The organism is Micromonospora sp. 15K316 (assembly GCF_004348525.1).
Taxonomy (GTDB): domain Bacteria; phylum Actinomycetota; class Actinomycetes; order Mycobacteriales; family Micromonosporaceae; genus Micromonospora.
This window is the reverse complement of sequence record NZ_SMKG01000039.1, coordinates 1-20,015: the sequence shown is the minus strand read 5'-3', so window position 1 is coordinate 20,015 and position 20,015 is coordinate 1. Positions and strand designations below refer to the sequence as shown.

Below are 20,015 nucleotides of genomic sequence, written 5' to 3'. Positions count from 1 at the left end.
CGGGTGGCGGTGGACCGGACCCTATCCACCATCGTCGACGCCGGTCAACACTCTGTCAACAATCTGGACACCCTGTCGAAACGCGATAGCATCGACGGCCATGACGACCGCCCGCGCCGCCGCCGGGACCGCCAGCACGCGCGGCCGGCGCGCCGGCCGTCGCTCCGGCGACCAGCGTGAGCTGGCGATACTCTCCACCGCCGAGCGGCTGATGACCGAGCGGCCGTTCGCCGAGATCTCCATCGACGACCTGGCTCAGGGAGCGGGCATCTCCCGGCCCGCCTTCTACTTCTACTTCCCGTCGAAGGACGCGGTGCTGCTGACCCTGCTGGACCGGGTCACCGCGGAGGCCGACGCGGCGGCCGGCGACGCGCTCGGCCGGATGGCCGACGACCCGCGAGCCCGCTGGCGTGAGCTGATCGGCCGGTTCCACGACACCTTCCGTGCGCACAAGGCGGTGGTGCTGGCCTGCGCCCAGGTGCGCGGCACCAACGCCGAGGTACGCGAACTCTGGGCGGCCGTGCTGGAGCACTGGGTGCGGTGTGCGCAGACGGCCATCGAGGCCGAGCGGCGGCGCGGCGCGGCCCCGGACGGGTTGCCCGCCCGGGACCTGGCGATCGCGTTGAACTCGATGAACGAGCGGGTCATGTACGCCACCTTCGCCGCCGACGGACCCGCCGTCCCCGAACCGGACGTGGTGGACGTCCTGCTCGACGTGTGGCTGTCCGCTATCTACCGCAGCACCCCTCCCCCGTCGGTTTGACGAGGGACCGACCGCCGGGCGTCGGCGGGCTCGGCGGCAAGGCGGGAGAGCAGCCGGTCGAAGTCCGCCCCCGACAGCACCGGCCCGACCTGCTCCAGCAGCGGTTCCACCTCGGTACCTCCGGGTGGTACGCCGACGGCGACGTGTCACCCTGGTGGCGCGCGCACGTGCGGGAGTTCCGGGCGCGGCTGCACCGGGACGAGGCGACCGTTCGGCTCTCCCCCGCCGGCCGGGAGCGGCCCGGCGAGACCGCCGACGACGTGGTGGTCGCCGCGGTGGACGCCAGCGCCGGGCCGCCGGACGAGAACGGCTGGACGATCGCCGTGCTGCCGATCGAGTCGCTCACCCACGCGCACGGCGACCTGCTGCGCCTCGGCGCCGAGGTGGAGGTGCTCGCCCCGGCGGAGCTGCGGGACCGGCTGGCCGCGACGGCGTCGGGATTGGCCCGGATCTACGGCGCGACCTGATCACGCTTCCCGCGTGGAGCGTGGCGGCGGACATCGATCGTCGGCGTGATGTGCCACCCTGGGAAGGGACGACGACGTCACCGGAGGTGAGAGTCACGCTACGGCTACGCGCGCTGCATCCGCTGCCGGGCACCGGGCCGGTGACCCTCGACGTGCCGGCGGGGGGCACCGCCGCCCTGGTGGCGCCGCCCCGGCTGGGCACCGCCGTCGCCCGGGTGCTCGCCGGGCTCGCTCCGCCTCGGGACGGGCGGATCCTGGTCGGCGAGCGGGACGTCACCGACCTGCCGCCGCCGCGCCGGCAGATCGGGTACGTGCCGGCCGGTGGGGCGCTGCTGCCGCAGCTGACCGTACGCCGCAACATCGAGTACGGGCAGCGCAAGCGGGAACGGGTCCGGGAGATGGCCGACGACTGGACGGCGACGGTCGTCGAGCGGCTCGAGCTGGTGCCCACCCTCGCCCTGCTGCCGCACGTGCTCTCCGAGGCCCAGCGGTTCCGCGTGGCGTTGGCGCGCGCCGCGGCCTGCCTGCCCGAGGTGCTCGTGATCGACCTGCCGCTCGGGATGGCCGACGGCGGTCGGCTCGGCGACGTGGTCCCGCGGCTCTCCCCGGCGGATTCGCCCGGCGTGGCCGTGCTCGTCTGCACCACCGACCCGGCGACGTTGGCGGAGATCCCGACCCGGGTGTGGCTCGACACCGAGGCGGCGCGGCAGTGACCGCGTCCGGGCGGGCGAGCCGTCGCACGCTGTTGCGGGCCGCCGCGGCCGGCGCCGCGACGGTCGCGACGGGTTGCTCCGACGGTGGTCGGGCCGTGCAGGTGGCGGTGGTCTGGAGCGGCGGGGAGCTGGCGCCGTTCCGCGCGGTGCTGGCCGGCTACGACGCACCGGTGCACGTGGTCAGCGCCGGCAACGACATCGACGCGTTCCTGCGGGCACGGCAGCTCGCCGGCACCAGTCCCGACGTGGCGATCCTGCCCCGCCCCGGCCTGGTCATCGAGTACGCCCGCCGGGGCTGGCTCAGCCCGCTGACGCCGGCGCCCGGCCACACCCTCCCCGACGGCCTCACCAGCCTGCTCCACGCCGGCGGGCAGCCCTACGGCGTCTGGGTGAAGGCCGCGCACAAGTCGCTGTTCTGGTGCCTGCCGTCGGTGCTGCCGCAGCCACCGGCCACCTGGGACGAGCTGGTCGCGCTCACCCGCCGGCTCGCCGCGCGGGCCCGCCGCGGCGACGGCCCGGCCCCGCTGGCGGTCGGCGCCGCCGACGGTTGGGTGCTCACCGACTGGTTCGAGAACGTGCTGGCCGACGTGGCGCCCGACGGGTACGACGCGCTCGCGGGTCCGGAGGGCGACTGGCAGGGCCGGCCGGTACGCGACGCGCTGGACCGGCTCGCCGAGATCTGGAGCGTCGACGGCGCGTTCCCCGGGGGCGGTCGCCGGGCCCTGCTCACGCAGTACGAGGAGTCGGTCATCCAGGTGGTGCACACCCGCCGGGCGGTGACGGTCTTCGAGGGCGACTTCGCCGACGGCGTGGCCCGACGCTTCCGGCGCGGGGCGGAGGAGCCGTCGACCTTCCGGTTTCCCGGCAGCCGGCCCGGCGACGGTCCGCTCGTCGTCGGCGGCGACGCCGCCGTCGCGTTCGCCGGCGCCCGTGCCGGCGTCGAGTTGGTCCGCTGGCTCACCGACGCCTCCGTCTTCCGGCCCTGGCTGCGCGCGGGCGGCTACCTGTCGCCGGACGTCGCGGTTCCACTCGCCGACTACGCCGACCCGCTCCGCGAGCGGCTGGCCCGGGAGATGCGCACCGCCGGGACGGTACGGTTCGACCTCTCCGACCGACTGCCCGCCCCGTTCACCGGCACCGACGGGGTCGGCATCTGGCGGATCATGCAGGACTTCTTCGCCGACGTGACCGACGGCGTCGCGGCCGCCGAGGCGATCCGGCGGACCACCAAGCGGCTCGCCGCGGCGGCGCGCGGCGCGGGCGGCGGCCGATGAGCCGGCTGCCCCTGCTCGGCGAACCGGTCGTGCTCGACGACGTCGGGCCGCCCCGCCGTGGTCGCGCGTACCCGGCGGCGGGAGCCTCCGCCGCCCTGCTGATGCCCGCCGCGCTGCTCCTCGGCGGGCTGGTGCTCTGGCCGGTGCTGCGGACCCTGCACGCCAGCGTCACCAGCGACGGCCGCTGGGTCGGCGCCGCGCACTTCAAGGCCGCGCTGGCCGCTCCCGGCACCGGCGCGGTGGTCGGCCGTACGGTGCTGTGGGCGCTGCTCGTACCGGCCGTGGTGACCGGGCTCGGTTACCTGCTCGCCGTCGCCTCCCGCCGATCCGAGGAGGGCCGGCTGGTCCGGCTGATCCTGGTGGTGCCGACAGCGCTGCCCCTCGTGGTCACCGGTGTGACGTTCCGCCTGATGTACGACCCGGACCCGTCCCGGGGGCTCGCCACCCTCGTCGCGGCGCGGCTGACCGGGCGCACCGGCGACGACGTGCCGCAGCTGCTCGGTCCGGGCCTGGTCACCGTGGCGCTGATGTCGGCGTTCGTCTGGGCCTGGGTGGGGTTGGCGGTGCTGGTGTTCCGGGCCGCCCTGGACCGGCTGCCGTCGAGCCTCGCCGACGCGGTCCGCGCGTACGGCGGCACCCGCCGGCACGTGCTCTGGGACGCGCAGTGGCGCCCGCTGCTGCTGCGTACGGTCGCTGTGGTCTTCGCCCTGGTGGCGCTCGGCACCAGCCGCACATTCGACCTGATCCTGGTGATGGCGCCCGGGTCGGTGCGGGACGAGGCGGCGGTGCTCGCCCTGCGGGTCTGGCAGACCTCCGGCGGCACCACCACCGGCGAGGGTGCGGCGCTCGGCGTGATCTGGCTGGCGGCGGTCGCCGCCGGCATGCTGGTGGCGGCGCTGTTCATCCGGCAGGCGTGGCCACCGCCGCGGGCCGCCGAGCCGGACCCGGTGGCGACCCCGCCGGCACGACTGTTCCGGCTGCTCGCCGCCGGCGCCGCCGCCGCCTGGCTGGTGCCGCTCGCCGTCCTGGTGGCGACGTCGCTGCACGGGCCGGTGGAGGCCGCGGCGCGCAGCTGGTGGTCGGCGGCGCCCAGCCTCGCCTCCTACCGGGAGGTGCTCACCGGCGCGGAGCTGTGGCGGTCGCTGGGATTCACGTTACTGCTCGCCGCCGGGGTCACCGCCACGGTGCTGGTGGTCGCGCTGCTCGCCGCGTACCCGCTGGCCGGGCTGACCGGGCCGGCCGCCCAGGTGACCGGGCTGCTGCTGATGATCGCCGTCGTCGTGCCGGTGCAGGTGATCGCCGGGCCGGTCAACGAGGTGCTCGGGGTGACGCTCTCCTCGGGCACCGCCCGTGGCCTGGTGCTGGTGCACGTGGCGCTCGGTGTGCCGTTCGCGGTGCTGGTGCTGCGCAACGCGTTCGCGGACCTGCCGACCGGCCGGGTACGCGCCGCCCAGCTGGGCGGCCGGCACTGGTGGGGCACGCTGCGCCGGCTGGCCCGGCACTGCCGTCCGGCGATCGTCGCGGTCTCGGTGCTGGAGTTCGTCCAGGTCTGGAACGACCTGGTGGTCGGGCTGCTGTTCAGCGGACCGGACTCGGCGCCGCTCGGCCTCTTCCTGGCCGGCCAGACTCGCGGCTTCGTGGCCAACAGCGGTGCGCTGGCGGCCGGCTCGGTGCTCGCCTCGACGCTGCCGGTGCTGCTGGTCGTGCTCGCCCGGCGGCACCTCGTCGCCGGCCTCGTCTCCGGTGGTGTCCGGTGACCACCCCGCCCGGTCGCGAGGGCGGACGGCCACCCCGCTGGCCGTTCCTGGTGGCGGTCAGCACGGTGGTCGGCGGCGTCATCGTGAACCTGGCCAGCAACCTCCTCTCCGAGCTGGCCGCCGGCATCCTCGGCCCGGCGAGCCTCGCCCTGGTGGTCAGCGGTGCCCTCGGCTGGGTGGTCTTCGACGTGCGCCGGCGCCGGGCCGGACGCCTCGACCGGCCGGAGTCCGGGGACGTCGTCCCCGCACCGACGGGGGCGCCGACCCTGCCGCCGGAGCGGATGAGCGGTTGGCCGTCGCCGGGCCGGATGCCCGGTTGGGACGCGGCGGTGCGCGACGTCGCCGACCTGCTCGGGCGCGAGCAGGCGGTGGCCGTACGGGGGCGTCGGGCGGTGGGCACGTCGGCGTGCGCGATCCAGGCCGCCAACCGGTGCCGCGGCGACTTCCCGGACGGCCAGTACTACCTCGACCTGCGCCCGGGGGGCCGGCCCCGGTCGGCGCGGCAGGTGCTCACCGCGCTGGCGCGCATCCTGGGCACGCCGGCGCCGACGTCCGGCCGTGCGCAGGCGCTCGCCGAGGCGGCCGACGCGCTGCGCCGGCACCTCGACGGGAAGCGGATCCTGGTGGTGCTCGACAACGTCGACCGCCCCGATCAGGTGCGCCCGCTGCTGCCGCCGACCACCCGCACCTGCCGGCTGCTGCTCGCCGGCGGGCCGGCGCTGGTCGGCCTCCAGGGGGTGGCGGAGCGCTGGATCAACGAGCCCGACGTCGACGACGCCGTCGAGATCTTCGCGGCGGCGGGTGCGGCCGCGCCCGCCGCCCGCAACCGCCGGGTCGACCCGCGTACCGACCCGCTGGTGCGGGAGATCGTGGAGATCTGCGGACGGCAGCCGCGGGCGGTACGCGCGCTGGGCTACCGCACGGCACAGCACAGCTGGCGGCACGCGGACGTGCTCGACGCGCTGCAGCGGTCGGTGCGGACCCCGCCGCACCAGCGCATCGCGCCGGCACCCGCCGCGCGGCTGCTCACCGAGGCCGACGCCGCGTACCGGGCGCTCTCCGCCGAGGCGCGCCGGCTCTACCGGCTGATGTCGCTCAGTCCGGCACCTGTGGATCGGGCGACGATCGCGGCGCTGGCCGCCCGGCGTCCCGAGCAGGTGTCCGCGCTCCTCGACGAGCTCACCGCCACGGCGTTCGTCCGGGGCCGGAACGGCGACCGCTACGAGATCCGCCCGCCGCTGGCGGACTACGCCCGCCTGCACCTGCGTGCCGGCGAACCGATCCGCCGGCGCGTCGCCGCGCAGGCCCGACTCACCCGGCATCTGGCGAAGCACGCCGAGCGGCACGCCGCCGGACTCGCCGCGCTCGGGTCCCCGCCCGACCGGGAATGGGCGCTGCCGCTGGACGAGGACCCGTACGGCTGGTTCGACCTGCATCAGGAGCTGCTGCTGGCGGTGGTGCGGGTGCCGGCCGGCGCGGCCGAGACGCTGCCGCGCCGGGTACGCCGCTGGTGGTTCCGGCTCGCTGTGGCGCTCTGCGGCTGGTTGGCGCACGCCGAGCGGCTGGACGAGTGGGAGCAGGTCTGCCGCACCGTGCTGGCCACCCCCACCGCCGACGACCGGCCCGAGGTCTCCGGCTGGGCGCACAACGAGCTGGGCGCGCTCCACCGGCGTCGGCACGACCCGCACGGCGCCGTCGCCGTGCTGCACCTGGCGGTCACCGAACGTGGCCGGCGAGCCACTGCCCAGGCCCGGATGAACCTCGGCATCGCCCTGCTCGATCTCGGGCAGCTCGACGACGCGGTGGACCACCTGACCCGGTCGCGGCGGCACCGCTCCGGCACGGACCGGGCCGGACTCGCGCTGACCGACCTGGCGCTGGGCGCCGCCCGGCTGGCCCGGGGCGAGTGGGACGGCGCGCACCACCACCTGGTGCGGGCGGCGAACACGTTCAGCGCGCTCGGTGACGCTCGCGGGTACGCGGCCGCGCTGACCAACCTGGTGCTGGTGCACGCCGGCCTCGGCGAGCACCTGGACGCGGCGCAGGCGTGGCGGGCGGCCCTGCGTGAGTACGACTCGGTGAACGACCCGACGGGTCGGGCCGCCGCGCTGCTCAACGCCGGCGCCGCCCTGCTGGCGGCCGCTCCGGGGCAGGCCCGTCAGGCGTACGACTGGCTGGCCGAGAGCCGCCGGTTGCGCGAGGGCGGACGGCCGACGGCCGGGCTGGGCCGCACCCTGCTCTACCTCGGCGACGCGGCGGCGGCGCTTGACGATCCGGACGAGGCCCGCCGGCACTGGGTCGACGCGGCGGGGATCTGCGAGGCGGTCGGCGACACCGCCGGGCAGACGGCGGCCGACGCCCGCCTGACCAGCCCCGTCCACGAATCCTGACCCACCGCCCCGCACCCGCGCCTGCGCCTGCGCCTGCGCCTGCGCCTGCGCCTGCGCCTGCGCCAAGATCCGCACAGATTCCGGGAAAGTGCTGCCTCAACGCGCGCCGAGGCGACACTTTCCCGGAAAGTGCTCAGGCCCTCCGCCGAGGGCGGGACCCGTGGAGGGGGTGAGCGGTGTGGATGTGGCTAGGATCGGATGTTTTGTCAGCTCGGCGGGGGCTCGACGGTCCCGGCTGCGTGATGGGAGATGAGATGGGCGACGCGCAGCGGCGCTTCGGCGGGCTCGCCGCCGACAGCTACGGGGCGGACGGCGGCCGCCCTCCGCTGGTCCTGGTGCACGGCCTGACGTACGACCGGAGCCAGTGGGGGCCGACCGTGCGCGAGCTGGCCGCCCTCGACCCGGACCGGCGGGTGCTGGCGCTCGACCTGCCGGGACACGGCGAGTCCGCGGGACGTGACACCTACCAGGTGGGCGACGTCGCGGACGCCATCCACGAGGCGGTGACGGAGGCCGGGCTCGACCGGCCGGTGATGGCGGGGCACTCCATCGGCGGTGCGCTGGTCACGATCTACGCCGCTCGCCACCCGACCCGTGGGGTGGTGAACGTGGACCAGCCGCTGCTGCTGGGCCCGTTCGGGGAACTGCTGCGCCGCAACGAGCCGGTGCTGCGTAGCGCGGAGTACCTGCAGGTCTGGGAGTCGCTGCTGGCCGGGATGGGGATCGACCAGCTGCCACCGGCCGCGCAGGAGTTGGTCCGTACGGCCACCACTCCCCGCCAGGACCTGCTCCTCGGGTACTGGAACGAGATCCTGGTGACCGCGGACGAGGCGTTCGTGGCGCAGCGGGTACGCGAGTTGGAGCGGATCCGGTCGCTCGGCATCCCGTACCACTACGTGGCCGGCAGTGAGCCGTCACCGCGGTACCGGCAGTGGTTGGAGTCGGTGCTGCCCGACGTATCCATCGACGTCCTGCCGGGCGGTGGCCACTTCCCGCACCTGGCCGACCCGGCCGCGCTCGCCCGGATCATCGCGAGCGTCGGTACCGGCACCCCGGGCGTTCGCTGATCCGCGCGGGCCCCCCGACGGCACCGTCCCGGCCCCTCGTCCGAAAACGAGCGGAGATGCCGTCGCACCCGGGTGAGCACGTCACCCGGGTGCGACGGGATCCGTCTCAGCAGGTGGCGGTCAGGCCGGCCCAGTCGGCACGGTCGTTGTAACCGCCGTCGCCGGCGTCACCGACGACCAGGTCGAGCACCCGGACGCCGGTGAGGTCGACGTCGACCTGGCGCACCGCGTCCCGGGTCACCACGCCACTGTCGTACAGCACCTTGCCGTCGCCGACGACCTGGAAGGTAGAGGTGCCACCGTCCGGGCCGACGTTGTTGACCGCGTCGTCGATGCCGACGACGGCGGTCAGCCGGCTGCACTGGTCACCGACGTAGTAGCGGACCGTGGACGGCGAGGCGACGCCGATGCCGGTCGGGTAGATCTGGCCGAGCATCCTGATCGGCGATCCGCCGCCGACACTCTGGTCGACGGTCGGGTTCATCCAGCCGCTGGTGGCGCTGATCCAGGTGTGGTGCGACAGCACGGCCTCGCCGTCGGGCGGCACCGGCGCGACCACCAGGGTCGAGGCGGTGTGCTGCCGCAGCCGGCCGTGGCCGAGCACGTCGTACGAGGTGGTGGCGGTCAGTGTGGCGGTGCCGGGGGTCGCCGAGGCGGGCAGGGTCACCGCGAAGTCGAGCGTGCTGCTGCCGCCGGGGATCAGCAGCTTCGGCGCCCGGCCGAGGGCCTGGACCTGCCAACCGTCCGGCGTGGTCAGCGCGACCTGCGGGGTGAGGACCGGCAGCACGCCGTCGTTGCGGACGGCGACCCGGACGGTCGCCTGGTCCACGCCGGCGAGCACCGGTGCGGTCCCCTCGGGCAGCGCGTCGCCGTTGACCTGCGTCACCTGCGGAAGCCCGGCGGTGACGTGCGGGACGCCCGGAAGGCCCTGCGCCCTCGCGACGCGGAACAGCGCCGCGCCGTGCGCCGGCACGGCCGCGCTGATGGTGCCGGCGCTCTCGGTGACCTGGTTGGTCCAGGCGTTCCTCAGGGTGAACCGGCTCCCGCTCAGGCCGAGGGCCGACGCCTTCGTGGTGAGGGTCTTCGAGGTCTCGCCGCGGTTGAGCAGCAGTACCGCGCGGTCGCCGTCGGCGAGGCGCTTCACCCACGTCTCGGTGGTGCCCGCGGGGCCGACGCGGACGGCCTGGACGGCGGCCGGGTCCTGGTTGATGGCGAGCGCGTCGGCGTCGGTGAGGATGTCGACGGAGCTCTGGCCGAGCTTGCGGATGTCACTGCCGACGATCAGCGGCGCGGCGGCCATCGACCAGAGCGACATCTGGGTGCGGAACTCCTCGTCGCTCATTCCGAGCTCGGGGGCGAGGTAGTCGGGGTCGTTGAAGCGGCCCGGTCCGGCGACCTCGGGGTGCCGTGCGTTCGCGTCGTAGTTGCGCAGCACGTCCTTGAACTTGATGTCGCCGACGAAGCCCACGTCGGTGTACGTGCGCCAGGACTGCGCGATCTCCGGCGCGTACGTCCACGAGTAGGTGGACTGCTGCTCCTCCGGGTAGTTGCCCCAGTCGGGCGAGGTCACCGGGTTGCAGAGGTTGAAGATGATCGGACGGCCGCTGGCGTTGTCGCGCAGCGCCCGCGCGAACTCGGTGTAGGCGGTCTTCGGGTCCAGGTCGGCGGCGATGCCGCAGAGGAAGTCCACCTTGACCGCGTCGAACTCCAGGGCGGCGAAGTGGTCGGCGTCGCGCTGGTAGTAGCCGCCGCCGCTGCCGAGCCCGCACTTGCCCGGGATGTACGGCCCGGCGTCGGTGTAGATGCCCGCCCGCAGGCCCTTGGAGTGGATGTAGTCGACCAGGGGCTTCAGACCGTTGGGGAAGCGGGTCCGGTCGGCCTGGAGGTCACCGGCGGCGGTACGGGGCTCCGGGTCCTGCCAGCCGCCGTCGAGCCAGACGATGTCGTAGCCGGCCTTGGCCAGGCCACGGGAGACCAGGGCGTCGGCGACCTCGCGTACCGACTGCTCGGAGAAGTTGCCGCCGAGTCCGAAGTAGGTGTTCCAGCCCTGGTAGGGGGTGGGGCTCAGCACCTGCTGGGGTGCCGGCTGCGCGCCGGCGGCCGGGGCGGCCTGGGCGGACGCGGGTACGACCAGCAGGCCTGCCGCGAGGGCGAGCAGGCCTGTGAGGGCGTGTCGTTTCACATCGGATTCCTTTGCTCCCGGGGGTGGACGGACGCCCCGAGATCCTGCATCCGGTTACGAAGACATGTCAATAATATTTCGTAAATTACGAGTAGTAGCTTCGCGCACGCACCCCGCCGACCCGTGTCGGATCAGCCATGAGGGACGGTTACGGCCCGGCGTCGGCCGCCGATCGCGACCGGGTGAGGCCGGTCAGGCGTCGGGATGGTCGTCGATGCTGCCGGACGAGTAGTGGATCGTCTGCGCCACCAGAACCCCGTCCCGGACGACGTAGGTGTCCACCCCGTCGTGCAGGGCGGTGTCCGTGGCGGAGCAGCGGCCGGACCAGACGAGCATCCCCACGTCGCCGTCGACGAGCACCTGCCGGTACTGGTAGTCGCCGTCCTGGACGTAGGTGCGCAGGATGGCGGCGAGATGCCGTACGCCGTCGTGGCCCTGGTGGACGCCCTCGGCCGAGAGCAGACGGACGTGCGGGTGGTAGTTCTCCCGGATGTCGCCGTCGAGGTCTCCCTGCTTGCGGCGGCGCAGGTGATCCAGAATGACGTCGCGCGTGCTGCGAGTCATGCGCTTCTCCTGTTCCGGCTCGGCGGGATCCTCCTCTCCCCTACCCGCGCCCGACTCGGGCCACACGTGAACCGGCCGGCCCGATGCCGCTCCCGGGAGACCTGCCGGGCTCCCGGTGCGGGCCGCGCCCCGAGCCCCGCCACCGGGACCTCAGGAGGCGCGTGGACGACCCCGCGCGGCAGCGGCCGTGGCGACACCCCCCTCGAGGTCGGTAGCGGTTCGGCGGCGTCCCCGCCGGTGGTTCAGGCGCTCTCGCCCGGGGCGAGGTGGCGGTAGCCGGCGACGGTCTCGGTCAACCAGCCGGTGACGCTGGCCAGACCGCGCTCGTTGAGCTGCGCGTCGTGGATGGTGTAGGTGTGCCGCGCGCCGACCGCCCGCGCGAAGGCGATCGCCTCACCGAGCCGCAGCCACGACGCCTGCCCCGGGACCAGCAGCGTCCGCACCGGCTCCCGCGGCACGTGCAGCGAGTCGCCCGGGTGGTAGAGGCCGTCGCCGACCAGGTAGCCGAGGTTGACACAGTCCGGCTGTCCCTCGTGGATCACCGCGTGCCGGCCACCGACGGCGGTCACCGGGAGGCCGGCGGCGACGAACCGCTGCCCGGCGCGGACCGGGATCACCGGCAGCGGGGCCAGGTCGGGCAGGCGGGCCCCCTCCGGGGCGTACACCGGCACGCCGAGGCCGGCCAGGCGGAGCACGTCGACGTGGTCGCTGTGCTCGTGCGTCACGAGGACGGCGTCCGCGCCGGCCAGCGCACGCGGTTCGCTCCAGGTGCCGGGGTCGACGACCAGCACCCCGCCGTCGTGCTCGATCCGTACGCAGGAGTGGGTGTACTTGGTGATCCGCATCCGGCGACGGTAACCGGCCGGTGAGCGGCGTGCGGTGGCGGATGATCGGGGCATGGAGCAGCCAGCGCAGCGCGGGCACCGGTGCGTGCCGCACACCGCCGACGTCCGGATCGAGGCGTGGGCGCCCACCCGGGAGGAGTGCGTGGCCGAGGCGGTCACGGCGCTGGTCGAGACCTTCACCGACACCGCCGGGGCCCGCCCCGGCCCGGAGCGGGAGTACGAGACGCCGCCCGGGGAGAACGAGGACTTGCTGGTGACAGTCCTCGACGAGGTGATCTTCCGGATGGAGACGGCGGACGAGCTGCCGCTGACCACCGACGTGACGGAGGAAGGTCGCGGTGGCCTGCGGGTGCGCTGGCGGGTCACGGGGACCGACGGGGTCGAGCTGATCGGGGCGGTCCCGAAGGCGGTCTCCCTGCACGAGCTGCGCTTCGGACCCGACGGCGGCGGCTGGTCCTGCGCGGTGACCCTCGACGTGTGACCGGGACGCTCAGCCCTTGACCACGCCGATCGGCACCAGCCGCGCGACCTTCCGGCACAGCCCCGCCCCCTCGGCGGACTCGATCACCGCCGTGATGTCCTTGTACGCGGCCGGCATCTCCTCGGCCAGCCCGCGACGGGAGGCCCCGCGTACGGCGATGTCCTGCGCCTCCAACTGCCGGCGTGGGTCCGATCCGCGCTCGGCCTTGACCGCCTGCTTGCGGCTCTGCACCCGCCCCGCGCCATGGCAGGTGGAGGCGAAGGCCGGCGAGCCGGGGACCCCGGTCAGCACGTACGAGCCGGTGCCCATCGAACCGGGGATCAGCACCGGCTGGCCGACGTCGCGCAGGTCGGCGGGGAGATCCTCGTGACCGGGCGGCAGCGCCCGGGTCGCCCCCTTGCGGTGGACGCAGAGGCGGCGCCGCACCCCGTCGACCTCGTGATTCTCGATCTTCGCCAGGTTGTGCGAGATGTCGTAGACGAGGTCGAGGTGGCGGCCCGTCTCCCGGGCGAAGACCTTCCGGGCGGCGTCCGTCAGCAACTGCCGATTGGCGCGGGCGTAGTTCGCCGCGGCCGCCATCGCGCCCAGGTAGGCGCGCCCCTCCTGGGACGAGACCGGCGCGCAGGCGAGCTGCCGGTCGGGCACCTCGATGCCGTACCGGGTCATCACCTTCTCCATGCCCCGGACGTAGTCGGTGCAGATCTGGTGGCCCAGTCCCCGCGATCCGCAGTGGATCATCACGCAGAGCTGCCCGCGGCGCAGGCCGAAGGCGGCGGCGACCCGGTCGTCGTACACCTCCTCGACCGCCTGCACCTCCAGGAAGTGGTTGCCGGAGCCGAGGCTGCCCACCTGCCGCGCGCCGCGCTCCACCGCCCGCTCGCTGACCTGGTGCGGGTCGGCGTCACGGACGGCGCCGTAGTCCTCGCAACGCGCGAGGTCCCGGTCGACGCCGAAGCCGCGCTCGACCGCGTACCGGGAACCGCCGCGCAGCACACCGTCGAGCTCCGCCCGGTCCGTGAGGTGCCAGACCGCCCCCTTGCCCATCCCCCGGGGTGTCGCCTCGGAGAGCCCGTCCATGAGGGCGTCCAGGCGCGGCCCGAGCTCCGCGCGGTCGAGGTCGGCGGCGAGCAGCCGTACGCCGCAGGAGATGTCGAACCCCACGCCACCGGGCGACACCACCCCGCCCTGCTCCAGGTCGGTGGCGGCCACGCCGCCGATCGGGAACCCGTAGCCCCAGTGCACGTCCGGCATGGCGTACGAGGCGTCGACGATGCCAGGCAGGGTCGCGACGTTCGCCACCTGTTCGAGTGACTTGTCCGCACCCGAGTCGGGCAGCAGCGACGGGCTCGCGAAGACTACGCCCGGCACCCGCATCGGATCCTGCCGGTCGATCCGGAACCGGTACGGCGACTCCTGCACCACCCGCATCCGACGCGCCTACCCACCCTCGCCGCCCCTACACCTGGCGCGGACCGGCGGACGTCGACGCGCGGCGGATAAAAGGCGCGCGGTTGCGTCCGCACGGGTCGGGGTAGTGAGCCGCCATGCCCGCACGTTTCGAGGACTACCCCCGCATCGCGATCGTCACCGGCGCGGACTCCGGCATCGGCAAGGCCTGTGCCGTGGCGCTCGCCGAGGCCGGCTTCGACATCGGCATCACCTGGTACGGCGACCCGGACGGGGCGCGGCGCACCGCCGCCGAGGTACGCGACGCCGGACGCGCCTGCGAGGTCGCGGAGCTGGACCTGACGCGCCTGCCGGAGGCGGCCGGCGTCGTCGACGAGCTGGCCGACCGGCTGGGCGGCCTCGGGGTGCTGGTCAACAACGCCGGCACCGGGGCGTCGGCGCCGTTCGTCGAGACCGGCTGGCAGCAGTGGCGGGAGGTGTTGGCGGTCGACCTGGACGGGCCGTTCCTCTGCGGGCAGCGGGCCGCCCGGCGGATGCGAGCCGCCGGCACCGGCGGCCGGATCATCAACATCACCAGCGTGCACGAGCACGCGCCACGGGTCGGCTCCGCCGCGTACTGCGCGGCGAAGGGCGGGCTGGGGCTGCTCACCAAGGTGATGGCGCAGGAGTTGGCGGCCGACGGGATCACCGTCAACGCGGTCGCGCCCGGCGAGATCTCCACCCCGATGACCGGGCAGGAGGACGTCGACCCGGCCACCCAGGAACGCCCGGGCGTGCCGGTGGGGCGGCCGGGCGACGCGCGGGAGGTCGCCGCGGTGGTCGCGCTGCTCGCCTCCCCCGCCGCCGCCTACGTCACCGGCGCGTCCTGGCCGGTCGACGGGGGGATGCTGCTGATGGGCCCGCAGGCGAACGCGCTCACCTCGCACGACTGGCGACGGGTGGAACCGGCCTGAGCGGGCGGCGAGCGTCTAGACCTGCGCCGTGGAGGAGCGCGACGTGACCGGACTGCGCGGCGAAGGCCAGCAGCGTCCGCACCAGTCGCAGGAACGTGAGCAGGCCGGTGATCACGGTATGAGTTCCGGGACCGCACTCACCGGCGAATGCGGCGGTTCCGAAGGGGACAGCGGCCGGCGAGGCGCGCACGTATCCTGCCGTCGTCCCGAGTGAACGCCGGACGCCACGGCCGCGACCGGCCCGGAAGGAGGCCGCATGCGGCGGGCGGGCGGCTGGCGGTCAGGTCGTACCCCCCGGCAGCGGCGGGCGTTCGTGGTCGGCGGAGGGCTGCTGGCCACTGCCGTGGTGATGCTGCTCGCGGCCTGGCGCAGCAGCGGCTTCCTCAGCGACCTGCTGCTCAACATCGGCGCCAGCGTGGTGCTCGCGGCGATCTCGTACGTCATCTTCGATCCGCTCTTCGAGGAGGCCCGCAAGGCCCGGGTGCAGGAGCACCTGAGCTTCGACCAGGAGGCGTTCGTGGCGCGGCTGGGCAGATGCCGGCGGGTGCGGGTCCTCGACACCTGGACGATCCTGCTGGACGACCAGCACCGGCAGGCGACCCTGGAGGCGATCGAGGCGGCCCTGCGTAACGGCGCGCAGGTGCAGCTGCTCCTGCTCGACCCGGACTGCACGGCGGCGCAGCAGCGCTCCGAGGAGTTGGAGCGCCAGGGTGTCGACGTCCCCGGCCACATCCGGGCCAACCTGCGGCACCTGATGGCGCTGCGCCGCAAGCTCGGCGAGAACGAACGGTTCCAGGTGCGTGTCTACGACGCGTCGCCGTCGATTCAGCTCTACCAGTGGGACGGGCGCTCCCTCATCTCGTTCTTCCCCGTCGGCAAGCTGTCGTTCAACGTTCCCCAGCTGGAGGTCGACATGGGCAGCCCGCTGGGCGGTTTCGTGCACGCCCGGTTCGAGGAGCTGTGGGACCACGACCAGGCCACCGCGCCACTGGAGCGGTACGACCGGCTGACGGTGACGCTGGGCACCGCGAGCTCCGACTACCTGCGGGCGGAGATGGCGTACGTGGAGTTCGACGGCGAGCACTACATCGACTGCGAACGGTCGCGGCCGAACCTGTCGCTCACCGCCCGCGCCCCGATGCCGCCCCGGACGCCCGGCTCGGCACCCCGGACCTTCACGCTGGTCGAGCCGGCGGACAAGGAACGCGCCCCGGTGGCCCGGCGCTTCGACGAGAAGTACGGGCCGGCGCGGGAGGAGCGCACGATCCTGCGCCTCGCGCCGCGGTAGCCGGCGGTTCTCCCCTCCCGCACCGGCGGGAACGGCCACCCGGCCCGCGCCGGCGCCGCCCGACGCCCGCCGAGCCGTGGGGTCGCCGGGCCCCCGGCCGGTGACGAGCCCGGGCCGGCGGGACAATGGGTACGCGCCCACGCGACAAGCGCCGGCGCCAACCGGTAGAAGCGGCAGGAGAACGGTCAGCGTGGCAGAGAACTCCCGGTCGGCGGCTCCGGGGCGGGAGGCCCTGCGCGCCGACTGCGCACGCTGTTTCGGCCTCTGCTGTGTCGTTCCGGCCTTCGCCGCCTCCGCCGACTTCGCCATCGACAAGCCGGCCGGTCAGCCCTGCCCCAACCTGCGACCGGACCACCGCTGCGGCATCCACACCGAGCTGCGCGGTCGGGGCTTCCCCGGCTGCACCGTCTTCGACTGTTTCGGCGCCGGGCAGCAGGTCGCCCAGGTGACCTTCGGCGGGCGGGACTGGCGGGCGGAGCCCGGCTCCGCGCAGGTCATGTTCGACACGTTCGCGGTGATGCGCCCGCTGCACGAGCTGCTCTGGTACCTGACCGAGGCGCTGGACCTGCATCCACCGGCCGGTCTGCGGGAGGAGCTCGGTCAGGCCCGTGCCGAGACCGTCCGGCTCACCGAGAGCGGCCCGCGGGAGTTGCTGGCCCTGGACGTCGGGGCACACCGCGACCGCGTGAACGTGTTGTTGTCCCGGGCCGGCGACGCCGCCCGGTCGCGCGGCGGGCGGCCCGGCGCGGACCGCCGGGGAGCCCAGCTGTTCGGGGCGGACCTGCGCGGCGTGGACCTGCGCCGGGCCAACCTGCGCGGGGCGCTGCTGATCGGGGCCGACCTGCGCGGGGTGGCGCTGCACCTGGCCGACCTGACCGGGGCCGACCTGCGCGGCGCGGACCTGCGGGGCAGCGATCTCACCGGTGCCCTCTTCCTGCACCAGGCCCAGCTCGACGCCGCCCGCGGCGACGCCCGCACCCGGCTGCCGGCGGGGTTGACCCGGCCGGCGCACTGGACCGCCATCGCGGTCACTCCGCTGGCGCGTACGCCCCGCCCGGGCCGGCCCGCCCGACGCGGTCGCCGCTGATCGAGGCGGCGACGGTTCGCGGCACCTGGCCGGCGCGACCGCCGTCGGTCCCGCCGGAGGCGCTCGCGGCGTCAACGCCCGGTGCACGCCGGCGGCGGCTGGGAGCGCTCGCGGCGTCAGCGCCCGGTGCACGCCGGGGCGGGCGGACGTTTCGCCCATTTGCGGTCGGGTAGCCACGGCTGATCGGAGGACGGCACCGACGGGAGGCGACCGTGGGCTTCAGAACGCGGCAGAGTGAGCAGCCGGTCGATCCGGAGCACGCCGAGGACGAGGCCGGCCAGGCACGGCTGGTCCAGGTCGAGGCGGACACCGAGGTCCCGGCCCCGGACGACACCGACGTACGGCCGGACGTGGTCACCGAGGACGACGGTTCGGGCGTGGCCGGCGGCGCCTCCGGCAGCAGCGGCGGCGGGTCGAGCATGCCGGGGCACCCGGACGCGACCCGCTGACCGGCCGGTCCCGCCCGTCGCGTGAGGCCGGGCCACGCCTACCGGGCGGGCACCGCCGCGCGCGCCTCGGTCATGCCCCGGTTGGCCAGCGCGTCGGCGCGCTCGTTCTCCGGGTGCCCGTTGTGCCCCTTCACCCAGAGCCAGGTGATCTGGTGCCGGGCGCAGGCCGACTCCAGCCGCTGCCACAGGTCGGCGTTCTTGACCGGCTGCTTGGCGGCGGTCTTCCACCCGTTGCGCTTCCACGAGGCGAGCCAGCTGGTGATGCCGTTGCGTACGTACGTGCTGTCGGTGTGCAGCTCGACGGCGGCCGGCCGGGTCAGGCTCTCCAACGCCTGGATGGCGGCCATCAGCTCCATCCGGTTGTTGGTGGTGGGGGTCGCCTCGCCGCCGCAGAGCTCCCGCTCGTGCTCGCCGTAGCGCAGCACGGCGCCCCAGCCGCCCGGTCCCGGGTTACCGCTGCACGCGCCGTCGGTCCAGATCTGCACCACTCTGCCGCTTTCCACCATGCCGGCAACCTACCGGGCGCACCGAGCCCCGGCCCGCGCCGGGGCGTCAGGCAGCGACCCGTGTCTGCGTGCCGGAGGCGGGGTCGACGGTGCTCACCAGCCGGAACCGTTCGGCGACCACCAGCGTGTCGTCGTCGACGGTGAAGTCGGGGTCGCCGAGTTCGGCGCGCACCTCGGGACTGTGCCAGAACTCCTCGTGCCCGGCCCGCCACTCGGCCACCGACTCGTCGCCCTCGCCCTCGTCGCGCGCGTGCCGCAGGTCGACGTCCGCGAGCCGCACCACCCGGACCTCGGTCAGCTCGATCACCGCGACCGGCCGCTCGGCCGAGTCGACCACGACCGACCGCTGGCCGGCGCGGGGCAACGGCTCGCCCTCGCACTCGTAGCCGAGGAGCAGCCCGGTGGTCGAGGTCTTGGTCCCGGCGAGGATCGCCGCCACCAGCCGGTCGCGCAGCGGGCCGGGGAACGCGAACTCGGCCCGGGGAAGATGATCGAGGTCCATGCCGGCGAGGATAGGCGACGACGAGGCCGAGGCGTCCCCGCCGTCGCGGTCACGCCTCGGGTCGGCACCCGCTCCCACGTACCGGGGGTGGCACGGGCGGTACGGGTCGGGGCGACCGGAGCCGGTCGCGCAGCCGGTGGGTGGCGTCTGCGGCGGTGGCGGCGACCATCGGCAGGAGCCGGGTGGAGGACATCACGGCGATCTCCTCGGCCGGGCTGGTGGTGCCGTCCAGGAATCGCAGCACCCGCTCGGCCGGGTTGCGGTCGAAGAGCCGGGAGAAGAACTCGGGACCGCCGACCGACCCGCGGTCCAGGGCGCGCAGCGCGACCGCGTCCATCCAGCGGTGCCGGCCGGGGTACGCGGGCCGCGGCACCGGCGGCCGTCCCTCGGCGAGGGCGCGGGCCACCTGCTCCGCCTGGCGGCGCATCGCGGAGAAGGTGAACCCGGTGGAGGGTCGGGTGGCGCCGCCGGCGGTGCCGAGCCGGACGACCCGGGGCGACGGGTGGGCGTCGAACGGGGCGTCGGTCATCGGGATCACCCCGTTCTCCACCTCCCGCACGCTGAGCCGGGTGGGGTCGAGGCCGAGCAGGTCCCGGTACGCGGCCAGGGCGGCGTCGTACTCGGCGCCGGTGAGCTGGGTGGGTGAGAACTCGGTGTACTCGACGAGCGCGTACCGGTCGCTGACCGGCAGCAGGTAGCCGAAGGAGACGCCCCGGGCGGGCTGCGGGGTGCGGAAGTCCATGAGCACCGCCCGGTCCGGATCGAAGGTCGGGCTCTGCGCCGCCAGCCACCAGCCCCGGAAGTGCTGCAGCCAGGTCGTGCGGCCGGCGCGCGCGGGCGGTCGGGGCCGGGAGTCCAGCGCCCAGCGGGCCCGTACGGCCGGCGCGTCGCCGGCGGCGCGGACCAGGACCCGCTCGCCGTCGTCGTGCACGCTCGCCACCGGGGCGAGCACCCGGATCGCGCCGAGGCGGCGTTCCGCGGCGGCGGCCCGCTCGTAGACGGCCGCGGAGCGGAGCATCGCGTACCGCAGCGGGGCGAGGTCGAGCACCCGGCGGGCGGCGGGCGTGACCACCTCGACCTGCGGCCAGCTCGCGCTCAGCAGCGGGTCGAGGTCTCCGTCCGGCCGGTCCCAGAAGGCCCACGTCCGGTCCTGGCCCCTGCGGTGCACCGGGTCGATGACGGCCACCCGCAGCCCCCGCACACCGTGCCGGTCGAGGGCGGCGAGGACGAGTGAGGCCGCGCCACCGCCGCCGAGCAGGGCCAGGTCGACGTCGACCGGTGCGCTGTGCATCGGTCCACGCTGTCACATCGCGGCGGCGG

General features: G+C 74.8%; 20 protein-coding genes. 13 read left to right on the top strand and 7 right to left on the bottom strand.

Annotated features, from left to right (window positions below; genetic code table 11):
- Window positions 1–100: 100 nt before the first annotated feature.
- From E1211_RS11395 to E1211_RS11365, 7 genes are all read left to right on the top strand, one after another.
- Window positions 101–763: a TetR/AcrR family transcriptional regulator gene (locus E1211_RS11395; RefSeq protein ID WP_132348217.1), complete on the top strand. Its 663-nt coding sequence runs from the start codon at window positions 101–103 to the stop codon at window positions 761–763.
- Complete coding sequence (locus E1211_RS11390) at window positions 760–1,230, top strand: WYL domain-containing protein (protein WP_243709499.1); 471 nt, start codon at window positions 760–762, stop codon at window positions 1,228–1,230. Before E1211_RS11395 ends, E1211_RS11390 begins: the two co-directional genes overlap by 4 nt.
- An 86-nt stretch (window positions 1,231–1,316) precedes the next feature.
- Complete coding sequence (locus E1211_RS32460) at window positions 1,317–1,943, top strand: ATP-binding cassette domain-containing protein (RefSeq protein WP_165947236.1); 627 nt, start codon at window positions 1,317–1,319, stop codon at window positions 1,941–1,943.
- Window positions 1,940–3,217, top strand: a complete 1,278-nt coding sequence (locus E1211_RS11380) for an extracellular solute-binding protein (protein ID WP_132348211.1) — start codon at window positions 1,940–1,942, stop codon at window positions 3,215–3,217. Before E1211_RS32460 ends, E1211_RS11380 begins: the two co-directional genes overlap by 4 nt.
- Window positions 3,214–4,974: an ABC transporter permease subunit gene (locus E1211_RS11375; protein WP_132348209.1), complete on the top strand. Its 1,761-nt coding sequence runs from the start codon at window positions 3,214–3,216 to the stop codon at window positions 4,972–4,974. The genes E1211_RS11380 and E1211_RS11375 overlap by 4 nt, the downstream gene beginning before the upstream one ends.
- Complete coding sequence (locus E1211_RS11370; RefSeq protein ID WP_132348207.1) at window positions 4,971–7,364, top strand: tetratricopeptide repeat protein; 2,394 nt, start codon at window positions 4,971–4,973, stop codon at window positions 7,362–7,364. Before E1211_RS11375 ends, E1211_RS11370 begins: the two co-directional genes overlap by 4 nt.
- A gap of 254 nt (window positions 7,365–7,618) precedes the next feature.
- The gene (locus E1211_RS11365; protein ID WP_132348205.1) at window positions 7,619–8,431 is read left to right on the top strand and encodes an alpha/beta fold hydrolase; all 813 of its coding nucleotides are present in this window, start codon (window positions 7,619–7,621) and stop codon (window positions 8,429–8,431) included.
- Window positions 8,432–8,537: 106 nt separating this feature from the next.
- On the opposite strand, the gene E1211_RS11360 is transcribed toward E1211_RS11365, so the two are convergent.
- The 3 genes from E1211_RS11360 to E1211_RS11350 all read right to left on the bottom strand — a co-directional run bounded on the left by E1211_RS11360 (window position 8,538) and on the right by E1211_RS11350 (window position 12,022).
- A complete protein-coding gene (locus tag E1211_RS11360) occupies window positions 8,538–10,613 on the bottom strand; it encodes an NPCBM/NEW2 domain-containing protein (protein WP_132348203.1) in 2,076 nt (691 codons plus the stop codon).
- Window positions 10,614–10,805: 192 nt separating this feature from the next.
- Window positions 10,806–11,177: a nuclear transport factor 2 family protein gene (locus tag E1211_RS11355; RefSeq protein ID WP_132348201.1), complete on the bottom strand. Its 372-nt coding sequence runs from the start codon at window positions 11,175–11,177 to the stop codon at window positions 10,806–10,808.
- A gap of 242 nt (window positions 11,178–11,419) precedes the next feature.
- Window positions 11,420–12,022 carry an MBL fold metallo-hydrolase gene (locus E1211_RS11350; RefSeq protein WP_132348199.1) on the bottom strand — a complete coding sequence of 201 codons (603 nt, stop codon included), beginning with the start codon at window positions 12,020–12,022 and terminating at the stop codon, window positions 11,420–11,422.
- A gap of 52 nt (window positions 12,023–12,074) precedes the next feature.
- Here E1211_RS11350 and E1211_RS11345 point away from each other — a divergent pair, with 52 nt between their 5' ends.
- Window positions 12,075–12,503, top strand: coding sequence for an archease (locus tag E1211_RS11345; protein WP_132348197.1), 429 nt, complete (start codon window positions 12,075–12,077; stop codon window positions 12,501–12,503).
- A 9-nt stretch (window positions 12,504–12,512) separates the two neighbouring features.
- Here E1211_RS11345 and E1211_RS11340 read toward each other — a convergent pair whose 3' ends face one another.
- Complete coding sequence (locus E1211_RS11340; protein WP_132348195.1) at window positions 12,513–13,931, bottom strand: RtcB family protein; 1,419 nt, start codon at window positions 13,929–13,931, stop codon at window positions 12,513–12,515.
- A gap of 116 nt (window positions 13,932–14,047) precedes the next feature.
- On the opposite strand from E1211_RS11340, the gene E1211_RS11335 reads away from it, so the two are divergent.
- The 5 genes from E1211_RS11335 to E1211_RS11315 all read left to right on the top strand — a co-directional run bounded on the left by E1211_RS11335 (window position 14,048) and on the right by E1211_RS11315 (window position 17,687).
- Window positions 14,048–14,863, top strand: a complete 816-nt coding sequence (locus E1211_RS11335) for an SDR family oxidoreductase (protein ID WP_132348193.1) — start codon at window positions 14,048–14,050, stop codon at window positions 14,861–14,863.
- Window positions 14,864–14,891: 28 nt separating this feature from the next.
- On the top strand, window positions 14,892–15,077 hold the full coding sequence (locus tag E1211_RS11330) for a hypothetical protein (protein WP_132348191.1): 186 nt from the start codon (window positions 14,892–14,894) through the stop codon (window positions 15,075–15,077).
- 42 nt (window positions 15,078–15,119) lie between these two features.
- Window positions 15,120–16,151, top strand: a complete 1,032-nt coding sequence (locus tag E1211_RS11325) for a DUF5919 domain-containing protein (protein ID WP_132348189.1) — start codon at window positions 15,120–15,122, stop codon at window positions 16,149–16,151.
- Between the two features lie 190 nt (window positions 16,152–16,341).
- Window positions 16,342–17,238: a pentapeptide repeat-containing protein gene (locus E1211_RS11320; RefSeq protein ID WP_132348187.1), complete on the top strand. Its 897-nt coding sequence runs from the start codon at window positions 16,342–16,344 to the stop codon at window positions 17,236–17,238.
- Window positions 17,239–17,450: 212 nt separating this feature from the next.
- Entirely contained in the window at window positions 17,451–17,687 is a 237-nt protein-coding gene (locus E1211_RS11315; protein WP_132348185.1) for a preprotein translocase YidC, read from the top strand.
- 38 nt (window positions 17,688–17,725) lie between these two features.
- Here the strand turns inward: E1211_RS11315 and rnhA are convergent, their stop codons facing one another.
- The 3 genes from rnhA to E1211_RS11300 are packed head-to-tail and all read right to left on the bottom strand — an operon-like array spanning window position 17,726 to window position 19,986.
- The gene (gene rnhA, locus E1211_RS11310; protein ID WP_132348183.1) at window positions 17,726–18,193 is read right to left on the bottom strand and encodes a ribonuclease HI; all 468 of its coding nucleotides are present in this window, start codon (window positions 18,191–18,193) and stop codon (window positions 17,726–17,728) included.
- Between the two features lie 46 nt (window positions 18,194–18,239).
- Window positions 18,240–18,695, bottom strand: coding sequence for an ASCH domain-containing protein (locus tag E1211_RS11305; protein ID WP_132348182.1), 456 nt, complete (start codon window positions 18,693–18,695; stop codon window positions 18,240–18,242).
- 49 nt (window positions 18,696–18,744) lie between these two features.
- Window positions 18,745–19,986: a lycopene cyclase family protein gene (locus tag E1211_RS11300; protein WP_132348180.1), complete on the bottom strand. Its 1,242-nt coding sequence runs from the start codon at window positions 19,984–19,986 to the stop codon at window positions 18,745–18,747.
- Between the last annotated feature and the right edge of the window lie 29 nt (window positions 19,987–20,015).

What these genes read in the sequence shown, in the direction of transcription:
- E1211_RS11395 (WP_132348217.1), top strand. Translation starts at nt 101, where the DNA reads ATGACGACCGCCCGCGCCGCCGCCGGGACCGCCAGCACGCGCGGCCGG.
- E1211_RS11375 (WP_132348209.1), top strand. Translation starts at nt 3,214, where the DNA reads ATGAGCCGGCTGCCCCTGCTCGGCGAACCGGTCGTGCTCGACGACGTC.
- E1211_RS11365 (WP_132348205.1), top strand. Translation starts at nt 7,619, where the DNA reads ATGGGCGACGCGCAGCGGCGCTTCGGCGGGCTCGCCGCCGACAGCTAC.
- E1211_RS11355 (WP_132348201.1), bottom strand. Translation starts at nt 11,177, where the DNA reads ATGACTCGCAGCACGCGCGACGTCATTCTGGATCACCTGCGCCGCCGC.
- E1211_RS11350 (WP_132348199.1), bottom strand. Translation starts at nt 12,022, where the DNA reads ATGCGGATCACCAAGTACACCCACTCCTGCGTACGGATCGAGCACGAC.
- E1211_RS11345 (WP_132348197.1), top strand. Translation starts at nt 12,075, where the DNA reads ATGGAGCAGCCAGCGCAGCGCGGGCACCGGTGCGTGCCGCACACCGCC.
- E1211_RS11340 (WP_132348195.1), bottom strand. Translation starts at nt 13,931, where the DNA reads ATGCGGGTGGTGCAGGAGTCGCCGTACCGGTTCCGGATCGACCGGCAG.
- E1211_RS11335 (WP_132348193.1), top strand. Translation starts at nt 14,048, where the DNA reads ATGCCCGCACGTTTCGAGGACTACCCCCGCATCGCGATCGTCACCGGC.
- E1211_RS11325 (WP_132348189.1), top strand. Translation starts at nt 15,120, where the DNA reads ATGCGGCGGGCGGGCGGCTGGCGGTCAGGTCGTACCCCCCGGCAGCGG.
- rnhA (WP_132348183.1), bottom strand. Translation starts at nt 18,193, where the DNA reads ATGGTGGAAAGCGGCAGAGTGGTGCAGATCTGGACCGACGGCGCGTGC.
- E1211_RS11305 (WP_132348182.1), bottom strand. Translation starts at nt 18,695, where the DNA reads ATGGACCTCGATCATCTTCCCCGGGCCGAGTTCGCGTTCCCCGGCCCG.
- E1211_RS11300 (WP_132348180.1), bottom strand. Translation starts at nt 19,986, where the DNA reads ATGCACAGCGCACCGGTCGACGTCGACCTGGCCCTGCTCGGCGGCGGT.